The organism is Sphingobium baderi, from assembly GCF_001456115.1.
In the GTDB taxonomy this organism is placed as follows: domain Bacteria; phylum Pseudomonadota; class Alphaproteobacteria; order Sphingomonadales; family Sphingomonadaceae; genus Sphingobium; species Sphingobium baderi_A.
Genome location: NZ_CP013264.1, coordinates 3,625,202 through 3,648,792, shown reverse-complemented (window position 1 = coordinate 3,648,792; position 23,591 = coordinate 3,625,202). Strand labels below are relative to the sequence as shown.

Annotated in this window: 22 protein-coding genes; 9 read left to right on the top strand and 13 right to left on the bottom strand. The window is 62.3% G+C overall.

The genetic code is table 11. The annotated features are described in order from the left end of the window. The first annotated feature begins 71 nt into the window (after nt 1-71). A complete protein-coding gene (locus ATN00_RS17820; RefSeq protein WP_062068972.1) occupies nt 72-620 on the top strand; it encodes a hypothetical protein in 549 nt (182 codons plus the stop codon). 109 nt (nt 621-729) lie between these two features. On the opposite strand, the gene ATN00_RS17815 is transcribed toward ATN00_RS17820, so the two are convergent. Both ATN00_RS17815 and ATN00_RS17810 read right to left on the bottom strand, forming a co-directional pair. Continuing rightward, entirely contained in the window at nt 730-1,542 is an 813-nt protein-coding gene (locus ATN00_RS17815) for a family 1 encapsulin nanocompartment shell protein (protein WP_062067157.1), read from the bottom strand. Between the two features lies 1 nt (nt 1,543). Next, the gene (locus ATN00_RS17810; RefSeq protein WP_231746328.1) at nt 1,544-2,596 is read right to left on the bottom strand and encodes a Dyp-type peroxidase; all 1,053 of its coding nucleotides are present in this window, start codon (nt 2,594-2,596) and stop codon (nt 1,544-1,546) included. 101 nt (nt 2,597-2,697) lie between these two features. On the opposite strand from ATN00_RS17810, the gene ATN00_RS24235 reads away from it, so the two are divergent. Next, complete coding sequence (locus ATN00_RS24235) at nt 2,698-2,820, top strand: hypothetical protein (RefSeq protein WP_257720650.1); 123 nt, start codon at nt 2,698-2,700, stop codon at nt 2,818-2,820. Between the two features lie 105 nt (nt 2,821-2,925). Here ATN00_RS24235 and ATN00_RS17805 read toward each other — a convergent pair whose 3' ends face one another. Next, entirely contained in the window at nt 2,926-3,726 is an 801-nt protein-coding gene (locus tag ATN00_RS17805) for an SDR family NAD(P)-dependent oxidoreductase (RefSeq protein WP_062068970.1), read from the bottom strand. Between the two features lie 240 nt (nt 3,727-3,966). Between ATN00_RS17805 and ATN00_RS17800 the strand changes: the two genes are divergently transcribed. Continuing rightward, a complete protein-coding gene (locus ATN00_RS17800) occupies nt 3,967-5,340 on the top strand; it encodes a spinster family MFS transporter (RefSeq protein WP_231746327.1) in 1,374 nt (457 codons plus the stop codon). An 84-nt stretch (nt 5,341-5,424) separates the two neighbouring features. After that, nucleotides 5,425-6,306 carry a helix-turn-helix domain-containing protein gene (locus tag ATN00_RS17795; protein WP_062067151.1) on the top strand — a complete coding sequence of 294 codons (882 nt, stop codon included), beginning with the start codon at nt 5,425-5,427 and terminating at the stop codon, nt 6,304-6,306. 17 nt (nt 6,307-6,323) lie between these two features. Here ATN00_RS17795 and ATN00_RS17790 read toward each other — a convergent pair whose 3' ends face one another. Beyond that, entirely contained in the window at nt 6,324-6,725 is a 402-nt protein-coding gene (locus tag ATN00_RS17790; protein ID WP_062067148.1) for a nuclear transport factor 2 family protein, read from the bottom strand. Between the two features lie 198 nt (nt 6,726-6,923). Between ATN00_RS17790 and ATN00_RS17785 the strand changes: the two genes are divergently transcribed. The 3 genes from ATN00_RS17785 to ATN00_RS17775 are packed head-to-tail and all read left to right on the top strand — an operon-like array spanning nt 6,924 to nt 11,533. Further along, entirely contained in the window at nt 6,924-8,339 is a 1,416-nt protein-coding gene (locus ATN00_RS17785; RefSeq protein ID WP_062067146.1) for a long-chain-fatty-acid--protein ligase, read from the top strand. Nucleotides 8,340-8,347: 8 nt separating this feature from the next. Then, nucleotides 8,348-9,805 carry an acyl-CoA reductase gene (locus ATN00_RS17780; protein WP_062067143.1) on the top strand — a complete coding sequence of 486 codons (1,458 nt, stop codon included), beginning with the start codon at nt 8,348-8,350 and terminating at the stop codon, nt 9,803-9,805. A 15-nt stretch (nt 9,806-9,820) separates the two neighbouring features. Next, nucleotides 9,821-11,533, top strand: a complete 1,713-nt coding sequence (locus ATN00_RS17775; RefSeq protein WP_062067140.1) for an N-acyl-D-amino-acid deacylase family protein — start codon at nt 9,821-9,823, stop codon at nt 11,531-11,533. A 93-nt stretch (nt 11,534-11,626) separates the two neighbouring features. Here ATN00_RS17775 and ATN00_RS17770 read toward each other — a convergent pair whose 3' ends face one another. Genes ATN00_RS17770 through ATN00_RS17760 form a run of 3 tightly spaced genes read right to left on the bottom strand, consistent with a single transcriptional unit; the run spans nt 11,627 to nt 15,508 of the window. Then, nucleotides 11,627-12,706 (bottom strand): aldo/keto reductase, encoded by a 1,080-nt coding sequence (locus tag ATN00_RS17770; protein ID WP_062067137.1) that lies wholly within the window; start codon nt 12,704-12,706, stop codon nt 11,627-11,629. Beyond that, nucleotides 12,703-14,115, bottom strand: a complete 1,413-nt coding sequence (locus tag ATN00_RS17765) for an acyl-CoA reductase (RefSeq protein ID WP_062067134.1) — start codon at nt 14,113-14,115, stop codon at nt 12,703-12,705. Before ATN00_RS17765 ends, ATN00_RS17770 begins: the two co-directional genes overlap by 4 nt. Nucleotides 14,116-14,131: 16 nt before the next feature. Beyond that, on the bottom strand, nt 14,132-15,508 hold the full coding sequence (locus ATN00_RS17760; RefSeq protein WP_062067131.1) for a hypothetical protein: 1,377 nt from the start codon (nt 15,506-15,508) through the stop codon (nt 14,132-14,134). Nucleotides 15,509-15,815: 307 nt separating this feature from the next. Here ATN00_RS17760 and istA point away from each other — a divergent pair, with 307 nt between their 5' ends. Then, a complete protein-coding gene (gene istA, locus ATN00_RS17755; RefSeq protein WP_011950768.1) occupies nt 15,816-17,309 on the top strand; it encodes an IS21 family transposase in 1,494 nt (497 codons plus the stop codon). Further along, the gene (gene istB / locus ATN00_RS17750) at nt 17,306-18,073 is read left to right on the top strand and encodes an IS21-like element ISSsp5 family helper ATPase IstB (RefSeq protein ID WP_007686288.1); all 768 of its coding nucleotides are present in this window, start codon (nt 17,306-17,308) and stop codon (nt 18,071-18,073) included. The genes istA and istB overlap by 4 nt, the downstream gene beginning before the upstream one ends. A gap of 83 nt (nt 18,074-18,156) precedes the next feature. Here istB and ATN00_RS17745 read toward each other — a convergent pair whose 3' ends face one another. The 6 genes from ATN00_RS17745 to ATN00_RS17720 form a co-directional block, all read right to left on the bottom strand. Then, the gene (locus ATN00_RS17745; protein ID WP_062067128.1) at nt 18,157-19,050 is read right to left on the bottom strand and encodes a quinone oxidoreductase family protein; all 894 of its coding nucleotides are present in this window, start codon (nt 19,048-19,050) and stop codon (nt 18,157-18,159) included. Between the two features lie 104 nt (nt 19,051-19,154). After that, nucleotides 19,155-20,381, bottom strand: coding sequence for an acyl-CoA dehydrogenase family protein (locus tag ATN00_RS17740; RefSeq protein ID WP_231746325.1), 1,227 nt, complete (start codon nt 20,379-20,381; stop codon nt 19,155-19,157). A 4-nt stretch (nt 20,382-20,385) separates the two neighbouring features. Then, nucleotides 20,386-21,018: a TetR/AcrR family transcriptional regulator gene (locus ATN00_RS17735; RefSeq protein ID WP_062067125.1), complete on the bottom strand. Its 633-nt coding sequence runs from the start codon at nt 21,016-21,018 to the stop codon at nt 20,386-20,388. Further along, nucleotides 21,015-21,827, bottom strand: coding sequence for an SDR family NAD(P)-dependent oxidoreductase (locus ATN00_RS17730; RefSeq protein ID WP_062067123.1), 813 nt, complete (start codon nt 21,825-21,827; stop codon nt 21,015-21,017). Before ATN00_RS17730 ends, ATN00_RS17735 begins: the two co-directional genes overlap by 4 nt. Then, nucleotides 21,824-22,993: an NAD(P)/FAD-dependent oxidoreductase gene (locus tag ATN00_RS17725; protein WP_062067120.1), complete on the bottom strand. Its 1,170-nt coding sequence runs from the start codon at nt 22,991-22,993 to the stop codon at nt 21,824-21,826. The genes ATN00_RS17730 and ATN00_RS17725 overlap by 4 nt, the downstream gene beginning before the upstream one ends. A gap of 16 nt (nt 22,994-23,009) precedes the next feature. Then, nucleotides 23,010-23,585: an aromatic-ring-hydroxylating dioxygenase subunit beta gene (locus ATN00_RS17720; RefSeq protein WP_062067118.1), complete on the bottom strand. Its 576-nt coding sequence runs from the start codon at nt 23,583-23,585 to the stop codon at nt 23,010-23,012. Nucleotides 23,586-23,591: the final 6 nt, after the last annotated feature.

Here is a 23,591-nt window from a genome sequence, read left to right as displayed (position 1 = left end):
GGCGCTTAAGCCTTCAGTAACCATAAGGCGTGCATGTTCTGCAGGACGACTGGAAGTCGGAGGGCATGAGCATGGGCACGAGTGCAAGACCTGCGGATGGCGCCATTACCCTGGCGGAACTTCGCGAATTCGCCAGCTTCACCAGCGCGACGCAACGCTATATCAGGCGATCTCTGGACATAGGGCTGCATCGCCGCGACGCGATGAAGCTGTGGTCGCGCGACATGGTGGAGGAAGCCTCCATCCGCGCCCAGGCCCGCATCTATGGGCGGCTGGACGAAATCAAGGCGCGGGTTCCGGACGATAGCGGCCTGGATCAGATGGAGCCGTTCATGGCGCCGCTGGTGATCGTGTCGGCCTTCGATCTGGGGCAGGATCGGCTGGGAAGCTTTTCGGCCTATCGTTTCCTTTATGAGCGGCTGTTGGGGGCGGGGGCCCGGCCTTGGCTGCCCGGCGCTTTCTGCGCGGCGGCGAGCCTGCCGCACCTGCATCCAGAGAAGCGGCGCGCGCTGCTCCAATCGATCAGCGAAGCGGCGGCGACGGCGATCGGATGGTCCAATCGGGAGCCGACCTTCTATCCCGAATGGGTCGACAAGGTGGACCTGAGCAAGGCGAACTGAACCGCGGGCGATCCGCTTGGCGAAAGCGGATCGCATGACGAATATTGTGTGGAACACGGCAGGCTGAGGCTTGCGCGCCGCCTGTTCGTTATCGAACGATAAGCGCCCGTCAATCGGCCTGCACAGGCGGATCGAGGATCACGGATGCCTCAGCCGTCTGGGTCTGGTAGGTCAGCGTTTCCTGAAAATAGAGTTCGACGTCATCGGCCGAATGGCTGAGATAGCCGATGGAAAGGTCCTGACCGATCGTAAGGTCGAAATCGCCGCCGCGGGTCGTGACGACCACGCCGCCTTTGATCGCGGGACTCCAGATGATGTCCTTGTCGACCAGCCGCTGGATATGTTTGAGAATGGGATAGCCTTCGTCGCTGCCGCCGGTGATGCTGGTATAGGCATCTGATCCCAGCACCAGCGCATAGGGTCCGTTGACGCCGGCGAGCCGAAGCGCGTTCACCGCTTCCGCGACGGCATCGGGATAGCCCTGAATATCGCTGGGCAAGGTGAGCTTTGGATTGCTTGTGACCTGGCGCATGCCGTCGATGCCGCCTTGCGGATACCCCTCGATGATGACGTGGTCCTCCGCGAAGGCGATCGTCCGCGCTGCGTCCTTGAGCGGTTGCCAGTCGGAATCGTTCGAGCCGCGCTCGACATCATCTATCGCCTTGCGCGTGAGCCTGAAGGGAACCCGCAGTTCAAGGACCGGGACAACCTGCCGCTGGGCGACCTTGAGCCCGTCGCAGAGCGGTGGAATGTCGCGCGTGTGCCCGGTCCCCACGGAAGAGAGGTCGAAACCCTTGGGACCGATCAGATCCACCACCTTCCGCGCGCCCAGATAACGCTTGAGCGTCCGTCCGGCCTCCTGCTCGATCTGGGCCCATGCGCTCTCGGAAATGGGCGCCAGTTCGCGATGAAGATTGTTCATGTCAGTCCTCGCTCTTCAAAGATCCAATACCCAATGATCCGTTCGATCGCGCCGCCGGTTCTGCATCGGCCGCGGATTGATCTGTGACGGGCTGCACGTCCGTTTCGGGCGATGTTGCCGCTTGCGCCGATACATTGTCCAGAAACGATGCCGTGGGGACGAAGAACAGGCTCCCCGTGACGGCCCGGCTGACATCCAGGAGGCGGTCGTAATTTCCCGGCGGATCGCCGATGAACATGTTCCGAAGCATCCGTTCGGTGCGGCTGGGCGATCGGGCATAGCCGATGAAATAGGTGCCGAACTCACCCTTGCCGATGTCGCCGAAGGGCATGTTGTCCCGCACGATATCGAGCGAATTGCCGGCGTCGTCGTTGATGCTGGTCAGCACATTATGCGCGAAGGTGGGTTTGGCGGCCTCTTCCAGTTCAATGTCCGAAAGCTTCTTTCGTCCAACGATCCCTTCCTGCTGTTCGACCGGGATCGCCTCCCACTTGGCGAGGTCGTGAAGATATTTCTGCACGATCACATAGCTGCCGCCGGCGAAATCGGGATCCTCATCCCCGATGACCGCAGCATCGATACAGGCGGGGCCGACGGGATTTTCGGTTCCGTCGACAAAGCCAAGAAGGTCGCGATCGTCGAAATATTTGAACCCGTGCGTTTCATCCACGATCGTGACCGCCGATCCGATCCGGATCATGATCTGCGTCGCAAGTTCAAAGCAAAGGTCCATGCTCATCGCACGAATGTGAAAGAGGATGTCGCCCGGCGTCGACACCGCGTGGTGGACGCCCTGTATTTCCTGGAAGGGATGCAATTCCTGGGGACGCGGCGCGCCGAAGAGCCGGTCCCAGGCGTCCGAGCCGAAACCCATGACGCAGGACAAGCCTCCATCCAGGTCGCGAAAGCCCACGGCGCGTATGAAGGCGGAAAGGTCCGCGCAAAATGCCCGCACCTTTTGAAGGCCTTGGGGCGTGTCGTTCAGGGTTGCGACAAGGAAGATCGCCGAACGGGAGAGCTTTGCTGCAACCGGCTGACTTTCTATGGATTCCACAAATTCACTCCCCATCGGGCTTTGCCGGTCGCTTTCTCCAGGCCCCGATCATGTCGATGATTCCAGCCATGTAAAGGGCTGTTTCAGGCGTTCTTGCCGATGTGGCGATGGAAGCGGATGACCCGCTTTCCGTTTCGCTTCTGTATGAACCTGCCGCTGCGCCAGTGTCGATGAAGATCGCGGCGCAGGATGCGGGCAAGGCCAAGATGCTGGTCTATATATAGGCCCGGGCGCGAAAGGGTCGCCGGATGGCGACGCCGTCTTTGAAAGGTGAGCGCGGCCGGGCCAGCGACATGGATAGATCACATGCCGCTGGCCCGGTCCAACCGTTAATCCCCTGCTTCCATAAATGCGAGCAGATCGGCGTAATGGGGCTGATGCACCAGTCCGCCGCCGGAAATGGAGATGTTCTCCCCGGTGATGTAGCGGGATTCGTCCGATGCCAGAAAGGCCACGAGGGCCGCGATATCATCGGGCGTGCCGAATTCGGGCGTCAATATGTGCCGCTGGATGATTTCCTTGAGCCCCGGCACCGTTTTTTCCAGCGCCGGGGTCAGCACGACGCCGGGAGCGATGCTGTTGCAGCGGATATTCTGCCGGCCATGCTGGGTTGCGACATATTTGGTCAAGCCGATGATCGCCGCCTTGGTCGAGCCATAGGCGATCCGCGCCAGATCGCCCGCGGTGCCGGAATTGGACGCCGTATTGATGATCGACCCGCCGCCGCCGGCCACCATGTGCGGGATCGCATATTTGCAGCCCAGCAGATAGCCGGTCAGGTTGATGTCGAGAATTTCCTGCCAGATCGGCAGCGGAATATCGGGTGCGGTGGTGTCTTGCGGGCTTTTGACCGGATCGGTCATCGCGGCGTTGTTGTGAAGGATGTCGACACGGCCGAAATGGCCGACCGTCCGGTCCACCATATCCTTGACCGATTGCGGGTTCGCGGCATCGAACTGCACGGCGAGCGCCTTGTCGCCCAGCGGCTCGGCGGCCTTGGCCGCGGCATCTTCGAACAGATCGGCGATGACCACGCTCGCGCCTTCGGAAACCAGACGGCGGGCGACGGCCGCGCCTATGCCGCCGCCTCCGCCCGTGACGATCGCGACCTTGTTCTCGAGTCTTTTCATCTTCGGATCATTCCTCTCATCGCTGTGGCTGACGGGGGCGCCGCCATGCGGCCCGCCTTTCAGCCGTGGGTCATCATGGTCCATGAGCAGGCCATGCCTTCTACCTTTTGGCAGGTTCGATAGACGATTAATCTGTCCGCCAGGCGATATTCGTCGCGTGAGCGATAGTTCTGAAGGAAGCATGGGGCGCTGCATTGCCCTAATGGTCTGGAAAGAATTCATAACCGGGCGGGACGAGCGATGCACAATCCATCAACTGCGGGCACCGCACAGGGGGCGGTGCCTCATGGAAAGCCTTCGCCGACCGCCAGCCGGTCGGTTCTGCTCTGGACCATCATCGCCCTGTTTCTGCTGAACTGCCTCAATTATATCGATCGTCTGCTCTTTTCGGTCGCGCAGGAACTGATCAAGATCGACCTTGGTCTCAGCGATTTTCAGCTTGGCCTGATCGGTGGGCCGGCCTTCGCCATCCTCTACACGCTTTTCAGCTTTCCGATCGCGCGGGCGGCTGACCGGGGCCGGCGGGTCAGGATCATCGCCATTTCGCTGACATTGTGGAGCGCCATGACCGCCTTTTGCGGGATGGCGGCCAATTTCGTCCAGATGCTGATCGGCAGGGCGGCGGTCAGCATCGGCGAAGCAGGATGCACCCCTGCATCCCACTCGCTGATTTCCGACGCTTTCCCGGCCGAGCGGCGGACGACGGTCATCGCCATATTCGCGGTTGCCGGTCCTTTTGGAGCCATGTTCGCGGCAGTGGTCGGCGGCGCCCTGATCGGTTCCTATGGCTGGCGCGCGGCCTTCATCATTTGCGGCGCGGCGGGTATCCTGCTGGCGATCCTGTTTGGCGCAACCGTGCCCGAGCCGGCCCGGACCCATCCATCCTCTTCGCCATCCTTCCTCTTTACGTTCCGTCACCTGCTGCGTCGCCGCAGCTTTGCCCTGGTGGCTCTGGCGGGCGGAGTCGCGGGCATCGGCAGCTATGCCAACCAGCAATATATGGTTTCGTTTCTGATGCGGGCGCATGGCCTGTCGTTGGCAAACGCGTCTCTGCTGATGGGGCTGGTGATCGGTGGTGTGGGCATATTGTTCACGTTGATCGGCGGCCCCGCGATGGACCTGGGGCATCGCCGCTATCCGCGGATCAAGGCATGGCTTCCCTCCGTCAGCCTGCTGTGGTGCGGCATGCTCTACGCCATCGCGTTCCAGATACCGGCGGTGAGCCTTGCCGTCGGCCTGATGATCCTGGCTTCGATGGGGCAGCATTTCTACATGCCCGCCATGTATGCACATGGACAGGATGTGGCGCCGCCCCACATGCGGGCGATGGCGTCGGCGATCATCATCGCCACCAGCTCTGTCATGGGTTATGGCCTTGGCCCGCCGCTGGTGGGACTTGTCAGCGACATTCTGGCGGAAGCCGCGCGGGGAGCGGCAGGTCTTGACCTTGCGGATTGTGCGAAGCGCGCAACGCAGGCTTGCGAGGCGGCGAGCGCGCAGGGATTGCGCCTGTCGCTCAGCTTCGGATCATGTTTCTTCATTCTCGCCGCCGGTCTGTTCGCCCTGGCGAGCCGGTGGATGACGGCCGATGTGGCCGACCGGGACCAGCCATGACTTGCTATCCGAGGCCAACTGGCAAATAATGGCTCTGCCTTTCCAGGTCGGAGAAAGACTCGACCAAGGGCAGGAGGTTTGAGGATGCAGATAGAAGCCGGCAATGCTCTGCCGATGTGCGCGCCGCACACGGCTTCGCATTTCCATGTCGAACAACAAGTCCATGCCAATGGTATTTTTGCGGACATCCGCCATTTCGGCTGGACGCAGAGCAGCAGGGCGGTATTCCAGCCCGATTCCTATTATCTCGATTTTTCCATCGGCCCGCGCTGTCCCACGTCGCGTTTCTACAGCAACGACCGCCAGTTGGCCGACCCGCCGGGCGACATCGTCTTTCTGCCCAAGGGCGGCGCTTTTGCGGCGCTCAGCGAGCCGGGCGAGCACAGTCTGCTATGCCTGACATTCGCCAATGAGCGGGCAATGCAATTGTTCGAGGAGGACAGCATCGCCGATCTGACGCCATGCCAGGACGTGCAGATCGGCCGTGTGCGTCAGGGACTTGCCCGACTGGTAGAGGAATTGCGTAACCCCGGCTTCGGGCAGGACATATTGCTCGAAAGCATGGCTCTGTTGCTGGTTGTCGAACTGTGCAGACATTTTCGTCATGCCCAATATGACGACCGCGGCGTTTATGGGCAAATGCCGGGCTGGCGGCTGCGCCGGATCAAGGACAGGATAGAAGCGGAACTGGCCAGCACGCTTTCCGTCGCTGACCTTGCGACGGAAATCCGCACCAGCCCGCGTCACCTCATGCGGACGTTCAAGGCCACGACCGGCACGACCTTGACCGACTATATTGCTGGCCGCCGAATTGCCCGGGCGCAGGAGCAACTCGCGCAGGACGATGCGATGATCAAGGTGATTGCCGGTAATTGCGGCTTTCAGAGCGCGGCAGCCTTTTCCGCGGCCTTCCGCAAGGCGACCGGCATGACCCCCCGTGAATATCGTGAGGAACGCGGCAGCTAGACCGCGTTCCTCACGGTTCAGCCTCCCATCATGGTGGCGGTCAGTTTCTCGATTTTCCAGCGGCCGCCCGTTTTGCGAAGCGTCGCGTCATAATTGGAGAACATGAGGGCGCGGCCGCCATTGTTCCAGTCAGTCACCAGACCGGAGGCTCCAATGATAGCGACATCCTCGCTCGTCCCCGCGTCGATCATGATGTCGGTGATCTGGTGCCGCCATTTGCCGCCGCTATTTTCCGCCAGCATCGCGGGCATGCCGGCCAGTTGTTCGGCGCCGCGCAGGGTCATCTGGCCAACAATATCAAAGCAGCCGTCGTCGGTGAACAACGCCACCCATTCGGCTGCCCTGCCGGCATCGACATATTGGCAGTAGCGCGCGAACAGATCGTAGATGTCCAGCCGGTCTTCAACGCTCAATCCCATGACTTCCTTCTCCTTCTCCCTGCTTCATGCTGCCTCCGTGACGGCAGCGCAACGCCATGTTGGTCGCGCAGAATGGAATATGGGCGCATCATGTCCGCCTGACGATGTTTGGGCACTTCGGCTGTAGGCATCGGCATTGCAGTGAGGGCGCGGCGACCGCCACAATCCATCTTCGACAGAAAGACGGACTCTCATTCCATGACCAGCTATCTAGATCAACTGATCGCCGATCCCACCAGTTTCCATGACGCGCCCTATGCACAGGCTTTCACGCTCAGCCGGGATGAAATCGACCGGCTGCATCTGGAAGGCGCGCGCAAGCGCTTTGCCGAACTTCGACCCGGCCTGTCCGTGCTGGACAAACTCGCGCGCGAGCAGGGAATCGACAAGATCGAGACGATCGACGATCTGGCGCCGTTGCTGTTTCCACACACCGTCTACAAATCCTATCCCATCAGCTATCTGGAGCGCAGCCGTTTCGACAAGCTGACCAAATGGCTCGCGGGCCTGACGACCAGTGACATTTCCCATGTCGACGCGTCGGGCATCGAAACGATCGACGACTGGATCGACCTGCTCGACGCGGAGACCGACCTCACCGTCCAGCACACGTCCGGCACGACCGGAAAGCTGAGCTTCGTGCCGCGCACCAAGGCGCAATGGCGCGAAACGATCATCCATTCCGCGATCATCATCCGCGACTGGTGGCCCGATCGCGGGCCGGACATCTTGAAGGACGGAATGCCGATCATCATTCCGGGCTATCGCTATGGCGCGGCGGCAACGCAGCGCGGCAACGGCATTCAGATCGACCTTTATGCCAAGGGCGAGGAAAACGCCCTGTTCCTCTATCCGGACGCCCGCTTCAGCGCGGATATCGCCTCGCTCGGAGGCCGGTTGCGTGCGGCGGAGGCACGAGGCGAGGCGGGAATGCTCGACATTCCGCCGGTTCTGCTGGAACGGCGGGACGCTCTGCTGGAACTGGAGCGCCGCCGGCCCGACGATCTCAAGCATTTCTTCAGCGAGGCCCAGCGGCGCTTCGGCGGGCGCGACGTCTATGTGACGGCGATGTGGGCGATCCTCTACGACTGGGCGGAAGAGGGGCTGAAGCGCGGCCTCAAGAACGTCTTTGGCAAAGGCAGCGTGCTGCTGACCGGCGGCGGTAAGAAGGGCAAGGAACTGCCCGACGACTGGCGCGAGCGGGTGCTGGAGTTTCTGGGTTTCGACACCATCTATGAAATGTACGCCACGTCCGAACAGATGGGTCTGTCGATGATGTGCGAGCACGGCCATTATCACATCCCGCCGATCCAGATCCCGTTCCTGCTGGATCCGGAAACCGGCAAGCCCTTGCCGCGCAAGGATGGCCTGACCGGCCGCTTCGCTTCGTTCGACCTGATGCCCAACACCTATTGGGCCGGGCTGGTGACAGGCGATGAGATCACGCTGTCGGGCTGGGAAAAGCCCTGCGCCTGTGGCCGCACCGGGCCGCACGTCATTCCGCCGGTGCGCCGCTATAGCGAGAAGGAGGGCGGCGATGACCGCATCGTCTGCGCCGGCGCGCCCGAAGCGCATGACCGCGCGCTCGAATTCCTTGCCGAACTGTCGATGTGAGAAGAACCATGACCGACGATTTCCGCGTTCCCCTCATCATCCGGGGCCAGATTATCGATGATGCAGAGATCAGCTATGGCGGCCGCCGGGGCGGCGTCAGCTTTTCGGCGCCTGACATAGGCAAACATGTCGCCCGCCTGCCGCTCAGGACGCCTTCGTCCATGGCGGATCTCTATGCGCTGAGCTTTGACGAGATACTCGATTTCCTCGTTGCCCTGGGGCAGCGACTGGATTTCGGACAGAACCGGCATTTGCAGGATGCGTTTCGCCTGTCTTGCCGGACCTCCGGCCTGTCGGAAAGCATCCTGCGTACTCATTTCCAGCATATCGGCGCTGGCTTTGACCGGACGGAAATGCGGCGCATGATGGAACGGGCCTGCGGCATCGACTATCTGGAAGGCTGGGTGGATCAGGGGCCGAGCGTCTTTCCGGGCCTGACCGCCCGCACCCGCGCCTTCGGCGCACGGACCGTGCATGTGATCGCGGGCAATGCGCCCATCGTGTCGATCCTGACGGTGATCCGCAATGCGCTGACCCGGTCCGACGCGATCATCAAGCTGCCGTCCAACGATCCGCTGACCGCTGCCGCGCTGGTACGCACGATGGTGGAGATGGACCCCGACCATCCGCTCTCCAAACATGTTTCCGTCGCCTATTGGAAGGGCGGCGATGAGCAGGTGGAATCGGCGATCTACGACCCGCGCGGGATCGAGAAGATCGTGGCCTGGGGCGGGTTCGATTCGGTGAAGCACATCACCCGCTATCTGCAACCGGGCATCGACCTTATCACGCAAGATCCCAAGCTGTCGGGCACGATCATCGGCCGCGAAGCCTTCGCCGATGACGCGACGCTGGATCAGGTGGCGCGCCGTCTGGCGCTCGACATCGGCGCGCAGAACCAGGAAGGCTGTGTGTCTGCTCGCGTCATCTATGTCGAAAGCGGCACGGATGAAGCCGGGCTGGAGCGCGCCAATCGGCTGGGGCAAATGACCTTTGACGCGCTCCAGCGTCTGCCCGATCATCTGAGCACGCCGCATAAGGCGTTCGACGGTGCGCTCAAGGCAGAGATTGACGGTATCCGCCTCAATGACGAGGATTATCGCATCTTCGGCGGCCGGACCAACGAGGGCGCGGTGATCGTCAGCCAGGAGGATTATCCGGTCGACTTTTCCCGCACGCTCGCCTGCCGGGTGGGCAATATCGTGCCCATCGACAGCAGGGAAACGGCTGTCAGCGCGGTCAATGCCTATACCCAGACGATCGGCATTTTCCCCGAAAGCCTGAAGGATGAATTGCGCGACCGTCTAGCCTTTCAGGGCGCGCAGCGGATCGTGTCGCTGGGCGGCGCGGCGACGATGCAGCATAATATGGAAAAGCAGGACGCGATCGAGCCGGTTCGCCGCATGGTGAAATGGGTGACCGAGGAACAGGCGTCGGGCGAGATGCTGGCGGCGCTGGCAGGCTGAGCGAGAGGAATGGACATGGCCGACGCTGATCTGGTGATCCGGGGCGGAACGATAGTCGATGGGGATGGTGGCGAGCCGTTCGAGGCGGACATCGCCATTGTCGACGGTCGCATCGCGGCCGTCGGTTCCGCCGTGGGGCAGGGCAGGGAGGAGATTGACGCGCGCGGGCTTCTGGTTACGCCGGGCTTCGTCGATGTCCACACCCATTATGACGGGCAGGTCACCTGGTCGGACAGCCTTGTCCCTTCCGCCGAGCATGGCGTCACCACCGTTGTCATCGGTAATTGCGGCGTTGGCTTCGCGCCGTGCCGGGCGGAGGATCGCGAAGCGCTCGTCAATGTCATGGAGGGGGTGGAGGACATCCCCGAAGCCGTTATGGCGAAGGGCCTGCCCTGGAACTGGGAAAGTTTCCCAGATTATCTGCGTTCACTCGAAGCGCGGGCCTGGGATGCCGATGTCGGCGCCTATATCCCGCATTCGCCGTTGCGCGTCTACGCCATGGGGCAGCGCGGTCTGGATCGCGAGCCGGCGACCCCGGCGGACATCGCCCGGATGACGCAGCTTGTCGAGGAAGGGATGGCGGCCGGCGCGCTGGGTTTCGCCACGTCGCGTTCGCTGGTCCACCGGCGCGGCGACGGCGCCTTCATCCCGTCTTTCCAGGCGGAGAGCGACGAACTGGCGGCGATTGCTCGATCCGTGGGCGAAACGGGGCGCGGCGTGCTTCAGATGATCCCCAATCTCGATACCGCCGATTGGGAAAGCGACATCGATCTGATGAAGCGCATGGCCCATGAGTCCGGTCGCCCCGTGACCTATTCATTGGCCCAATGGTCGACCGATCCGCAGGGTTGGCGGCGCACCATGGATGCGCTTGCCCAGCATAATGGAAGCGGAGCGGCGCCAGTGCTGGCGCAGGTTTTCCCAAGGCCGATGGGGGCGATGTGCGGCTTGTCGACATCCGCAAACGCTTTCAGCCATTGTGCGAGCTATCGCGCGATTGCGGAGCGGCCGTTGGCGGAAAAGCTCGCGATCATGCGCGATCCCGCTTTTCGCGCGCGGCTGATCGCGGAGGAGCCGGACGAGACGCCGACGCCGCTGCATCGCCTGTTGCGGACGTGGGACAATATCTATCCGCTGGGCGCAGAACCTGATTATGAACCTTCGCCGGACGGGAGCATCGCCGCGCTGGCCGCCAAGCGCGGCGTCAGTCCGGTGGAACTGGTTTATGACCTGATGCTCGAACAGGATGGCCACGCGCTGATCCTGATGCCTTTTTCCAACTATGCGGAACGGTCGCTGGAGCCGGCGCTTGCCATGATGCGCGATCCATACAGCATAGTGGGGCTTGGGGATGGCGGCGCGCATTACGGCATCATCTGCGACGCCAGTTACCCGACGACGATGCTGTCATACTGGACCCGCGACCGTGCGGGAGAGAGGCTGACGATTCCCGCCGCCGTGAAGGCGCTGAGCGCCGATAATGCCGATTTTCTCGGACTGCGAGACCGGGGGCGGGTGAAGGTCGGCCTGAAAGCGGATATCAACGTGATCGATCATGATGCGATCAGGTTGCATGCCCCTCATGTCGTCTATGACCTCCCCGGCGGAGGCCGCCGTCTGGCGCAGCATGCGACCGGCTATCGCGCCACGATGGTCAGCGGGGTAGTGACCCGCCGGGACGGGATCGATACCGGCGCGCGTCCCGGAAAACTGGTTCGCGCGGCATGATGGGAGCATGATCCGTCCGATGTGACGGATCATGCTCCAAGCATTTGCGTTTCGTATTTTCCGGGCCGTCTGGCGTTTCCGCCAGACCTGGAGTTAAGCGCGTGGCTGGATGGTGGTGCCGCCGGTCAATCCATGACGGATGAAGGGCGAAGCGAGGAAATCGTGCGGGAAGCCGAGCGGGGTCTGGCTGGCCGCGTCCAGGCGCTCCAACTGCGCCGCATCGAGGGATACGCCCAGCGCGGCGATATTATCTTCATATTGCCGCATGGTGCGCGCGCCCACCAGCGGCGACACCACCGCCGGATTGGCAAGGGTCCATGCGATCGCTACTTGCGCGGAGGTCACGCCCATTTCATCGGCGGTCGCCTTCACCGCATCAGCGATCGCCACCACGCGGGCATCGACCCGGCCAGCCGCTTGCAACATGGCGCCGCGGCCGCCCGCTTCGCTGTCATGCGCGCTGCCGCCGGTCGCATATTTGCCGGACAGCATCCCGCTTGCCAGTGGAGACCATGGCATGACGCCAATACCCAGCGCCTTGGCGGCGGGGATCAGGTCGCGCTCGGCCGTGCGTTCGATCAGATTATACTCAGCCTGAAGGGCCACAAGCTGGCTCCAGCCACGCAACTCCGCCATGGTCTGCAACCGGGCCATCTGCCAGGCGGGCGTGTCCGACAGGCCAAGATACAGGATCTTGCCCTGCGTCACGAGATCGTCGAACGCGCGCAGAATTTCATCCGTGGGCGTGGTGTCGTCCCAGACATGCAGGAAGAACAGGTCGATCCGGTCCGTACGCAGCCGCTTCAGGCTGGTTTCGACCGTCTGCACCATGTTGCGGCGGCTGTTGCCGGCGGCATTGGGATCTCCGACCGAGCGGGTCAGCGAGTATTTGGTCGACAGGACCAGCCGTTCGCGCTTGGCCTCGGCGAATTTACCGGTCAGCGTTTCCGATGCGCCATCGGCATAATAGCCCGCCGTATCGATGAAATTGCCGCCCTGATCCACATAGCTATCGAATATCCGGCGCGATTCCTTCTCATCCGCGCCCCATTCCTCGCCAAAGGTCATCGTGCCCAGCGCCAGCGGCGAAACCCGCAATCCCGAGCGGCCGAGCAGGCGATAGGTATCGAGCGACAGCGCCTGAGTGTTCGTCTGTGTCATAGGTCTTTTCAATCTTTCGCTGCTTCGGTGACGACCCAATGCATCATCTTGTGCACCGGCCATCCCCCATCGTGCGGCAGGCCGCCGAATTTTCCGTTGTTGATATTGCCAAGGCCGACGATGCGCTGGGCACCTGCCGAGGAAAGGCCGTCGCGCACCTCGGCAATGCGGGATTGCGGGTAGACGCCGACCGATTGGGTGGCCACCGTCACATGCTGGATCGCGTCGGCGAGGCGATCGACCGTGACGACATTGACCAGCTTTCCGCCGGGGTTGAACGACACAGGCTCGCTGGAGCGGATGACCATGCCCCGGCCATCGGGCTGGCCGAACACGCGATAGACCGGCTCCAGATTGCTCAGCATGTCCAGTTCGTCGACCAGCATGGGGGGCGGCAACGGACCGTCAACGCCGGCGCCATAGCGAATATCCTTGCCCATCGCCTCGACCAGTGCCTCGCAATAGGCATCGACCTGATCGCTCGACCCTTCGATGAACTGGAAGCGGGCGCAACTGCACGCATCCTGATTGAAGGCGATGATGTCAGCGGCGCTTCGTTCGGCGATGGTCGCCAGCGGCGTGCCGTCAAAGGCTTCGCTGCCGATCAGCGAAATCGACACTTTGGGATCGAAGGACATGATCTCAAAGCCCGGCGCGGCATATTTCATGGCGTGGCGCACCGCCGCTTCGCCGCCCCAGACGGCCAGCTTGTCGAAATATTGCGAGCGCAGGATGTGATTTTCGATGCTGGCGTCGCCGCCGCGCCAATAGGCTGCCGAAAAGGAGCGGGTCACGGGGTGGTTGGGGCCGACGTCAGCCATCGTCCGCAACAGGGCGGTCGCCGTGAACATGTCGTTCGACGGCATTTTCATCAGATGCACGCCCTTGCTGATGGCGCCCCGGACGATCGTGACCGGCGGCACGATGGGCGCGTTTCCGGCCAGCACATGCACCATGCGCGGCGGGAAGGCGCGGATGTCGAAGGACGCGCCCTGCACGTCGCGCCGCGCCCATCCATCGAGCACATCGGTCGATCCCAGCGATTGTTCCGCTTCGGCCTCGACCGCTTCGCGCGTGAAGAACCAGGCGATATCGCGGTAGCAATTTTCAAGGATGCGCGCGCCCAGATTGTTGCAGCGCAGATTATAGGCGGCAGCTTCCTGAAGGTAGATATTCCGGTCGAAATCGAGCGCCTTGCCCACTTCGACGAGGAAATCCACGATTTCCGACAGCGGCGTGTCGAAAGCGGGGCCTGCCTCGCTGCGCGGCCAGATCAGCGAGTCGAGGTCAATCGATGGCGTCATGACCGAACTGCCGCTGCCGCGCGAGCGATGTTCGACGGCGGCATCCAGTTGGACGACGCCTTTGATCACATGGGGAACGAGCAGTTTGTCGTTATCGGCGATGATTTCATGCAGCATGTCTGCCTCCTGTGCTTCAGGCCGCGACGGGCTGGGGTGAGGAGATGGACCCACGCACATAGGAATCGATCGACCCCGCGCAGCTGAGCTTATCCTCGCCTTCCTCCAGATCGGCGTAACGGGCGATTGCGTGGACCACCGGGGTCTTCACCCCTTCAAGGCCGGAGCAGAACTCGACCTGCACCTTGTCCCCGGAAATGACGCCGCCCCAGCGGCCGTCGGCCAGTATGTCGAAAAACGCCATGCGGCCTTCGACCGTGCCGCTATCCGTGGTCGTGCCGAGCAGCTTTTCGCCTGGCTTGTCGAGGATGAGGGGGATGATCCATGGCGGCATCGCATAGGATTCGGTCGGCTGGATCTTGGCGCAGAAGCCGCTCATTTCCACCATCGCATAGGAACTGGTGATGCGATCCGGCGTCACGCCGAAAAAGCCCATAATCTGTTCCTTATAGTCGGGCGGGACGGCCGCGCCCTTGGTGCCTCCACCAAAGCTCATCAGCGTGTCGGGATGGAAATCGCCATCCTTGACCCCGCGCGCGCGCAGTGCCTGAACGATTTGCCATGCGACGCCATACATGACGCCGATGTAGAGCGGGCGATCCCGGCGGCTTTCGAGCAGGTCCATCCAAGCATCGAATTCGCCCGCCCGCTTGACCTGGCGCGCTTCGACCTCCGCTTCATAGGCTGCGATCTCGCCGGGACCGACCTTGCCCGCAGCCAGCAGGCGGCGGAGCTGCGCCGGCCGCATGGCGTCGAATGCGCGGATCGGGTCTTCGCTCAGGCGATGAAACTCGCCCGGCGCGGCCCAGCGGGGGAAATGCGCGTTGCAAAATTCGATCATCTTGTGCGTGCCGCGCGGCGGCATCATCGTGAAGACCGACCGCGCGTTATCGGGAGCATAAGCGGGCGTGGAAAGATCCGCCGCCGCGATGCATGCGGCGAGCGAAAGATCGCGATCCTGCGTTGACTGGTCGAGGAAGGAGGATTTGCCCGACGTCCCGCTCGACGCGAAAACATGATGGCCCGCGGCCTTGGCGCGATCCAGCCAGTCGTCGATATCGCGGACATCCGAAACGTCGATATTGTCGGTCGGATAGCTGCTGAGCGTGCCGAGCCATATGTTCATATGCTTCCACTGGCCATTGTCTACAAAGGCCTCGGGATAGCTTTTGTAGTTGGTGTGAGCGAAGAGCAGGGGCACGAGGTCGGCAAAGCTGTCGACGCTGTCGATACCGGCTTCACGCGCGCGCTTGTCGAGCACCCGGATCTGCTGCCGTCGTTCCGTGAAGCGCTCGCGCGCGGCCTCCAGTTGCAGTTCCGCCAGATTGTCCGGCGCATTGCGGAATGGATCGGGCGACTGGGCAAGGGCGATCAGTTCGTCAACGGCACTCATGCAAAACTCCTCCAAGCATCAATCAGGAATATAGGAGGCGCCCGATTTTCTGCCGCTCCATTCGCTTTCATGAGAAGGACATACTGTTTTCAGCGCGACCTTTCGGCCACGCGCGGCATGGCGGCGCTGATCCGTTGCGGGCATCTGTTGTTGGTCGCGACCCGAAGCGCGCCTATGCACAGGCTATTGAGAACGGCGGAGCAATATTCGACCACGGTAGCGGCGGGATAGTCCTGCTGCGGGCGGCGTAAAAGTCGTCCACCTTGAAGCCTTTCTGCCGAGTCAGGGAGGTGTGGGGATCTACAGCGTGGAACTTTATCTTCAGGTCCGTCTGGCTTGCGCGGATGGCATGAGCCAACGGGCGGCGGCGAAGCGTTTCAATGTGTCGCGCGAAACGGTACGCAAGATGCTGTCGTTTTCATCGCCGCCGGGTTACCGGCGCCAGTCCGTACCGCAGCGCCCGAAGCTGGACGGGTTTGTGGCGATCATTGATGGATGGCTTGAGGGTGACCGCAGTGTCCCGCGCAAGCAACGCCATACGGCGAAGCGGGTATTCGACCGTTTGCGCACCGAGCATGGTTTCACCGGCGGCTATACGATCATCAAGGATTACATCCGGGAGCGCGAACAGCGCAGCCGGGAGATGTTCGTGCCGCTGGCGCACCCTGCGGGAGATGCGCAGGCCGATTTCGGGGAAGCGCTGGTGGAGATCGGCGGGGTGGAGCAGAAGGCCTACTTCTTCGCGCTCGATCTGCCGCACAGTGATGCCTGCTATGTGCGGGCCTATCCGGCGGCGGTGGCGGAGGCCTGGGTGGACGGACACGTGCATGCCTTCGCGTTTTTCGGCGCGGTACCGCGCTCGATCGTCTATGACAACGATCGCTGCCTTGTGACGAAGATCCTGCCCGACGGCACGCGGCAGCGTGCCACGCTGTTCAGCGCTTTCCTGTCACATTACGTGATCCGCGACCGCTATGCTCGCCCGGGCAAGGGGAACGAGAAAGGCAATGTGGAGGGGCTGGTAGGCTATTGCCGGCGCAACTTCATGGTGCCGATCCCGAAGTTCCCGACCTGGGAGGCGTTCAACCTGTGGCTGGAGGAGCAATGCCGCAAGCGCCAGCAGGACAAGGTGCGCGGGCAGAGCGAGACGATCGGTGAGCGGCTGCAGCGCGATCTCGCGGCCATGCAGCCTCTGCCCGCTACACCCTTCGAGGCCTGCGATCAGAAAGGCGGGCGGGTCTCCTCGCAATCCCTGGTGCGCTACAGGACCAACGATTATTCGGTTCCGGTGGCCTGGGGCCATCAGGAGGTCTGGATCAGGGCCTATGTCGATGAGGTGGTGATCGGCTGCCGCAGCGAAGTCATCGCCCGTCATCCTCGTTGCTATGCCCGCGAGGAGGTTGTCTTCGACCCGCTCCATTATCTCCCGCTGATCGAGCAGAAGATCAACGCATTCGACCAGGCTGCGCCTTTGCAGGGCTGGGACCTGCCCGAAGCGTTCACGACACTGCAGCGGTTGATGGAAGGGCGCATGCACAAACATGGCAGGCGCGAATATGTGCAGGTACTGCGCCTGCTGGAAACGTTCACCCTCGCCGATCTCCAGGCGGCGGTCGAACAGGCCATCGATCTTGGCGCCATCGGCTTCGATGCCGTCAAGCACCTCGTCCTGTGCCGGATCGAACGCGTACCGCCCAGGCTGGACCTGGACGTCTATCCCTTCCTGCCACGCACCACGGTCGAGAAGACCTTTGCCAGAGCCTATCTGAGCCTGCTCTCCGACCGGCAGGAGGCCGCATGAGCGATCAGGCCCCGGAGATCCTTCTCGCTCACCATCTCAAGGCGCTCAAGCTGCCTACGTGCCTGCGTGAGCATCACAAGCTCGCGCGGCAATGTGCCGCTGAAGGCGTCGATCATATCCGCTTCCTCGCCCGCCTCGTCGAGATGGAAATGATCGACAGGGAGCGTCGCATGGTCGAGCGGCGCATCAAGGCCGCGCGCTTCCCCGCCGTCAAAAGCCTCGACAGCTTCGACTTCGCCGCCATCCCCAGGCTCAACAAGATGCAGGTGCTCGAGATGGCGCGCTGCGAGTGGATCGAGCGGCGTGAGAACGCCATCGCTCTGGGGCCATCAGGCACCGGAAAGACGCACGTAGCGTTGGGGCTCGGACTGGCAGCATGCCAGAAAGGACTGTCGGTGGGCTTCACCACCGCGGCAGCGCTGGTCAGCGAAATGATGGAGGCCCGCGACGAGCGCCGTCTTCTGCGCTTCCAGAAGCAGATGGCCGGATACAAGCTGCTCATCATCGACGAACTGGGCTTTGTGCCGCTCTCCAAGACCGGCGCCGAACTGTTGTTCGAGCTGATCTCCCAGCGTTACGAACGCGGCTCCACCTTCATCACCAGCAACCTGCCCTTCGACGAATGGACCGAAACCTTCGGATCTGAGCGTCTCACAGGCGCGCTCCTCGATCGCCTGACCCATCACGTCAGCATCCTCGAGATGAACGGCGAAAGCTATCGCCTCGCGCACAGCCGGGCCCGCAAGGCCAAAACCAGACCCTGAAAATTACACCAATGCCGGGGGGAGTGGCCCTCGGGCTACGCCCTCACGCCACTCCCCCCGGCATGTAACACGATGGCCTGGTTTTACGCCGCCGAATGGCCGACTTTTGCTCCGCCGTTGACAGCAAAGGCATGGCGGCAGGTGTCGACAGTAAGCCCCCGTGTCATCGCCATGTCGATCAGCCGGTCATAAGCCGCGCGGCGCTCGTTCGCCGGTCGTTGCCCGGTGCCGACGCCGACATGACTGCGGAAAACGAGATCGCGCAGGGAAAGCGTCACCGTGGGCCCTGCCTGAACGCCTATGCTCATCATCCGCGCGCCGGGACGGGTGGCGCGCATCGCCGCTTCGGCCGGAGGACCATAGATAATGTCGAGCACGACATCATAGCCGCCTTCCGCAACGGCTTTCAGTGCGGCCTCATCGTCCCCTTCACCCAATATGGCGATGGCGTCCGCATGACCGGCGGCCTGCATGGCCTGAAGCCTGTCACGGTTGCGCGCCGCAACGACGACGCGGCCTGCGCCCAGTAGCCGGGCGACCTGCGCGCCTATTTGGCCCACCGGACCGGTCGCGCCCAGGATGAGGACGGACTCGCCCTTCGCTATCCTGGCTTCTTCGAGCGGGATCAGTGCGCCGGTGCCGGAGATGGCAAGAGCGATCAACTGGTCGTCGGACAGGCCATCGGGCGCTGGCCAGATTTCTTCCTCCGGCACGAGCGTGCGTTCCGCGATGGCGCCAAAGGGCGCTTTGCTATGCCCGAAATAGACGCGCTGTCCGTCATCGAGCCGTCCGACGCCTTCGCCACCCGGAACATAGGGTGCGCTGACAGGACCGAAAAACCCCTTCGCGCGCATGAGGTCGGTGGGGCCAATTCCGGCCGCCGAAACCTCGACAATGCGGTGGCCGGGCTCAGCGACGGGTTCGGGATGATCGGCGAGGGAAAAGCGGCCATCGGTGTCGATCAGTGCGGCGCGCATGTCATGCCCCTGTGAATATGGTGGGTGCGGCTGGGCCGCAGAAGTGAAGAGGGCTGCGCGCTCTTTCGACCGGGCAGCCCTGCTTCGACTATGAAATGTTGACCTCAATAAGCGCCCGGAGGCGAGATCGGGTCGGCCCCGGTCAGGTTGCGGCCGTAGATTTCATAGCCGATGGTCGGAATATTCTGAATATGCCGCAGCGCCATCGAAATATCGCGCCAGTAGCGGTTGATCGGCTTGTCCAGAGCAAAGCCAGAGGAACCGGCCTGGAACATCAGCGATTCGCTGGCGCTATGGACGAGTTCGATCATCTGCGCGCCGCCCGCCCGCTGCTTGGCCTTTTCCGCGAGCGTGAATTCCTCGCCCAGACCGACGCGATCCAGTTTGGCGGTAAGGTCGAACAGGATCAGCTTGGCGGTATCGATCATCGCTGCAGCCTCGCCCAGATCGCGCATATAGGCGCCCGAGCTGGTGCGTGGGCCGATGATGGTTGTCAGCACCGGCTTCTTGGGAGATTCGGCTGTGACGATTTCCAGCATCGCATCGACCGCGCCGATCAACTGGGCAATGCCGGTGGTGCGGACGACTGGCACGGCGGGCAGCAGGTCGGAAGGAGCGCCGAAATTACGCTTGGTCCGATCGATCTGTCCGGCGCGTTCGTCCATCAACACCATCTGCGCGTCAGGGATGAAAACGTCCTTGGCGATGGCCGTGTCGGAACCAGTGCCTTGCATGCCGGACACGAACCATGTGTCTTCGATGGTCATGCTGTCCATCGGCAGATAGCACATGCTGATGCCAGGAACGACGGGGCCGTCATAGCCTTCCAGCACCACGCCCTGCTGCGCCCAGGTCGACTGGCGCGAGCCGGACATATAGGGCCATTTGCCGTTGATGATCCAGCCGCCATCGACCTTGCGGGCTTTGCCGGGCGGGTTGTAAGCGCCGCAGACCGGCTGCGGACCTTGGCCGAATACGGCGTCCTGCACGCCGTCGGGCGCAAGGCTGGTGATCCAGCTTGTCCCGTTGATAATCTGGATGACCCAGCTGATGGCAGGGTCGCCCTTGGCAATTTCCATCTGCACGCGGCAGAAATCCGTCGTCGACATGCCCATGCCGCCCAGACGCTGCGGCAGGAGCATGCGGAGGAAACCTTCCTCCTTCAGCATCTTGTCCACGGCGGGGGTGGGATTGCGCCGCTTTTCGCCTTGGGGCGCCTCGCTTTGCAGGAATTCGCGAAAACCGCGCGCCTTCTCCACCATCGCGTCGGCGACCGCCTTTTCGGCGAAGCCGCACTGGATTTCAGAATCCGCCTTGGGGGCAGTAGCCATCAGTTCATCCTTTCTTATGTTCAGCATGGTGGCCGGCGATTTGCAACGCCCATTCGCATAAGCGATCAGGCGCGCTGTTCCAGATCGCTAGCCATTCAGGTGTAGCGGGAATGATGAGGGTGCTCAGTTGCAGACGGACCATCGTGTCGCAGAAGACGTCACGGTTGATCCGACTGCCCGTAAGCATCTCGAAATAATCGAGCACCGGATTGAGCGCAAGCTGGACGGCGGCCTTGTGCCGGCTGAAATGGCACCGTAGGAAATTGAGGTGAAACGCCGGTTCGACCTCGAAAATCCCTTCGGGCGAGCGTTCGATCGTGAAACGGCCGTAAAAGCCCATCACCGCGCGAAAGCGTTCGATCGGATCGGCTATGCCTTCGCCCGATTCCACAATGCCTTTTTCGAAACTGCTGCAAATATATTCGCTGACAGCAGCCAGCACTTCCTCCTTGGAGGCGAAGTAGCGGTAGAGCGTGCCCCGTGAGACGCCGCTGCTTTCGCTGATGTCGCTCATCGACAGGCGGCGCGTCCCCATGCTGCTGATCGCGCGCAAGGTGCCGTCCATGATCTTCTGGACGCTGCCAGACTGATCGGTGGCGACGATTTCGCTCCAGTCGGTGTGCGGCATCAACTTCATGTCTGGGCTTCCATCTCCGCGAGATTGTGCGGCACGCTCACATAGCCGGGCAAATGTTGGCCGCCATCCACATTGATGAGTTCCCCATTCACGAAGCGGGACATTTCCGACGCAAGGAAGAGAACGACGGGGCCGATGTCCTTTTCCGGATCGCCCGCGCGCTTGAGGGGATTGCTGGCGGTCGCCATCTCAAGGAAGCCGGGCACATTTTCGGCAAGTTCCGAGAAAACCTGACCCATGCCTGTGGGCGCGATGGCGTTCGTGCGGATGTTGAACCGGCCCCATTCGACCGCCGCGCTGCGGGTAAGGCCGAGGATCGCACCCTTGTTCATATTATAATCGGCATGAAGCCAGGCGCCGGTCTGCGCGTCGATCGAATAGAAATTGACGATCGAGCCACCGCCGCGCGCTTTCATGTGAGGGAAGGCGGCGCGCATGGCCCACCAGCTGCCCCAGGTGCCGATTTCCAACGTCCGCTGGAGCATATCGTCCGTCTTCTGTTCAAGCAGAATATTGGGTGAAAGCTGCGATGCATTGTTGACGAGGATGTCTAGTCCGCCAAATTCGCTGACGGCGCGGTCGATCATCGCTTCGACTTCGGACTTGACGCCCATGTCAGCGGACATGCCCACGGCGCGGACGCCGGATGTTTTCGTGATTTCCGCCGCGACGGCTTCAGCAGCGGAGCCATCCCGGCCGGTGATGAGCAGGTTCGCGCCTGCCTGGGCAAGACAGCGGGAAATGCCATGGCCCAGACCCTTGGCTCCGCCGGTGACGATTGCAACCTTGTCCTGCACCAAACCTGTCACGCAGCTACTCCTGTTATCTGTTCGCTCAGCGCACGATCCATGTCCATGCGTTCCTGGCAATAATCCTTCGTGAAAACATAGCCGCGGATGGCCCCCGCTGCATCCAGATAGTGATATTTGATGCCGCGCTCGTCGTTGGCGATTTCCTGCCACTGGCCTTCCACGCCCATCGGCGCGGGCAGCAAGACGACGGGATAGGCCGTGGTTTTGACCTGCACGGAAAGTGGCGGGAAGCGAATATCCGTCGGCGTGCCGAGCGCACTGGGTGCGATGGCGCGTGCTGCTGCCATGATCGGCGTCACATAGGCGGCCAGCCCCTGTGGATATTCCGCGCAATCGCCGATCGCATAGATGTCGGGATCACTGGTGCGGCCGGTCTGATCGACCTTGATGCCTCGCGCGACTTCCAGTCCCGCGTCCTGCGCCAACTGGATGTGCGGACGCAGGCCAACAGCGGAAAGAACCGCCGCGGCATCGATCGCCATGCCATTGTCAAGTTCGGCCCGGATACCACTTTCGCTCTTGTGGATGGCGAGGACCTTGCGGCCCAGATGCCACTCCACGCCCTTTTCCAAAAGCGCATCGCGAATCATGTCGCCGACGCCCGGCGGCACGAGCTGGGCCAGGGGGTGGCCGAGCATGTCGACGACCACCGGCTGATAACCGCTTGCCGAAAGGTCGTTGGCAAATTCGGTGCCGACAAGCCCGCCGCCCATGACGAGCACGCGGGCGCTATCGGGCAGCGCTTCCCGAAATTCGCGATAATTATCGAGATTGTTGACCGCGAGCGCACGATGCGCGGCGTCGCCGTCAATCGGCGGACGGACCGGATCGGCACCCAATGCGAGCACCAGCTTGTCGTAGAAGATCGGCCCGCCGGTGGTCAGAACGGCCTTGTCCTGCGGATCAATGGCTTCGACAATGCGCCCGGCCCGCAGGTCGAGCTTCAGCTGCGCCGCCATTTTCTCAGCCGGTGTGGTGATGAGCGTTTCGGCGACCTTGCCCTTGGCAAGCGCGGTCGACAGCGCAGGCTTGGAATAGAAATGCCCATCATCCTGCGTGACGAGCGTCAGCCGGGCGTCCGGCGCAAGCTTGCGAAGCTCGCGCAGGACGCCATATCCGGCAAGGCCGCTACCGACGACCACGATATGCGGGGTTCCCGTCACCGAATGCTGGCTCCGATCAGAGGAAGATGGCGAAGTTGGACATGCCGATTGTAGACTGGTCGACGATGATTTCCCGGCTTGCCAGCTTGTATGCGCCATCGACCAGCCGCCAGATATCGCGGCGTTCAGCGCTGATCGTCTCATTTTCCGGATTGTCCATGCGGCTGCGCTCCACATAGAGGTAGCTCACCACTTCATATTCCCCGGCCGTCTCGCTTTCAGCGATGCGGACATTGGTGACGAAGCGGCGAGTGCGCGATGGCGGATCTTCAGCCCAGGCGCTTTTCGACAGGCGGCCGGTCCGCATCAGGATCGATCCGTAATTTTCGTCGAAATGCTTCATCGTCCGCACCACGTCCCGGTCCTTGTTGGGGCCGTTGCGGGTGAGGCGCAGAGGCGCGGTGTAGCTCAGATCCTTTTCCAGATAGGCGACCCAGTCGTCGAAACGGCGTTCGTCGAGCGCGGCGGCCTCGTCATAGAGGGTTTCGAGCAGGCGGTTATAGACTTCCGACCCCAGCGGCACGCGCTTGGTGGACACCAGGCCGCGCATGACGCTAGTCTTGTCGATGGCGGCGGTCGCGTAGTTCACCATAGATAT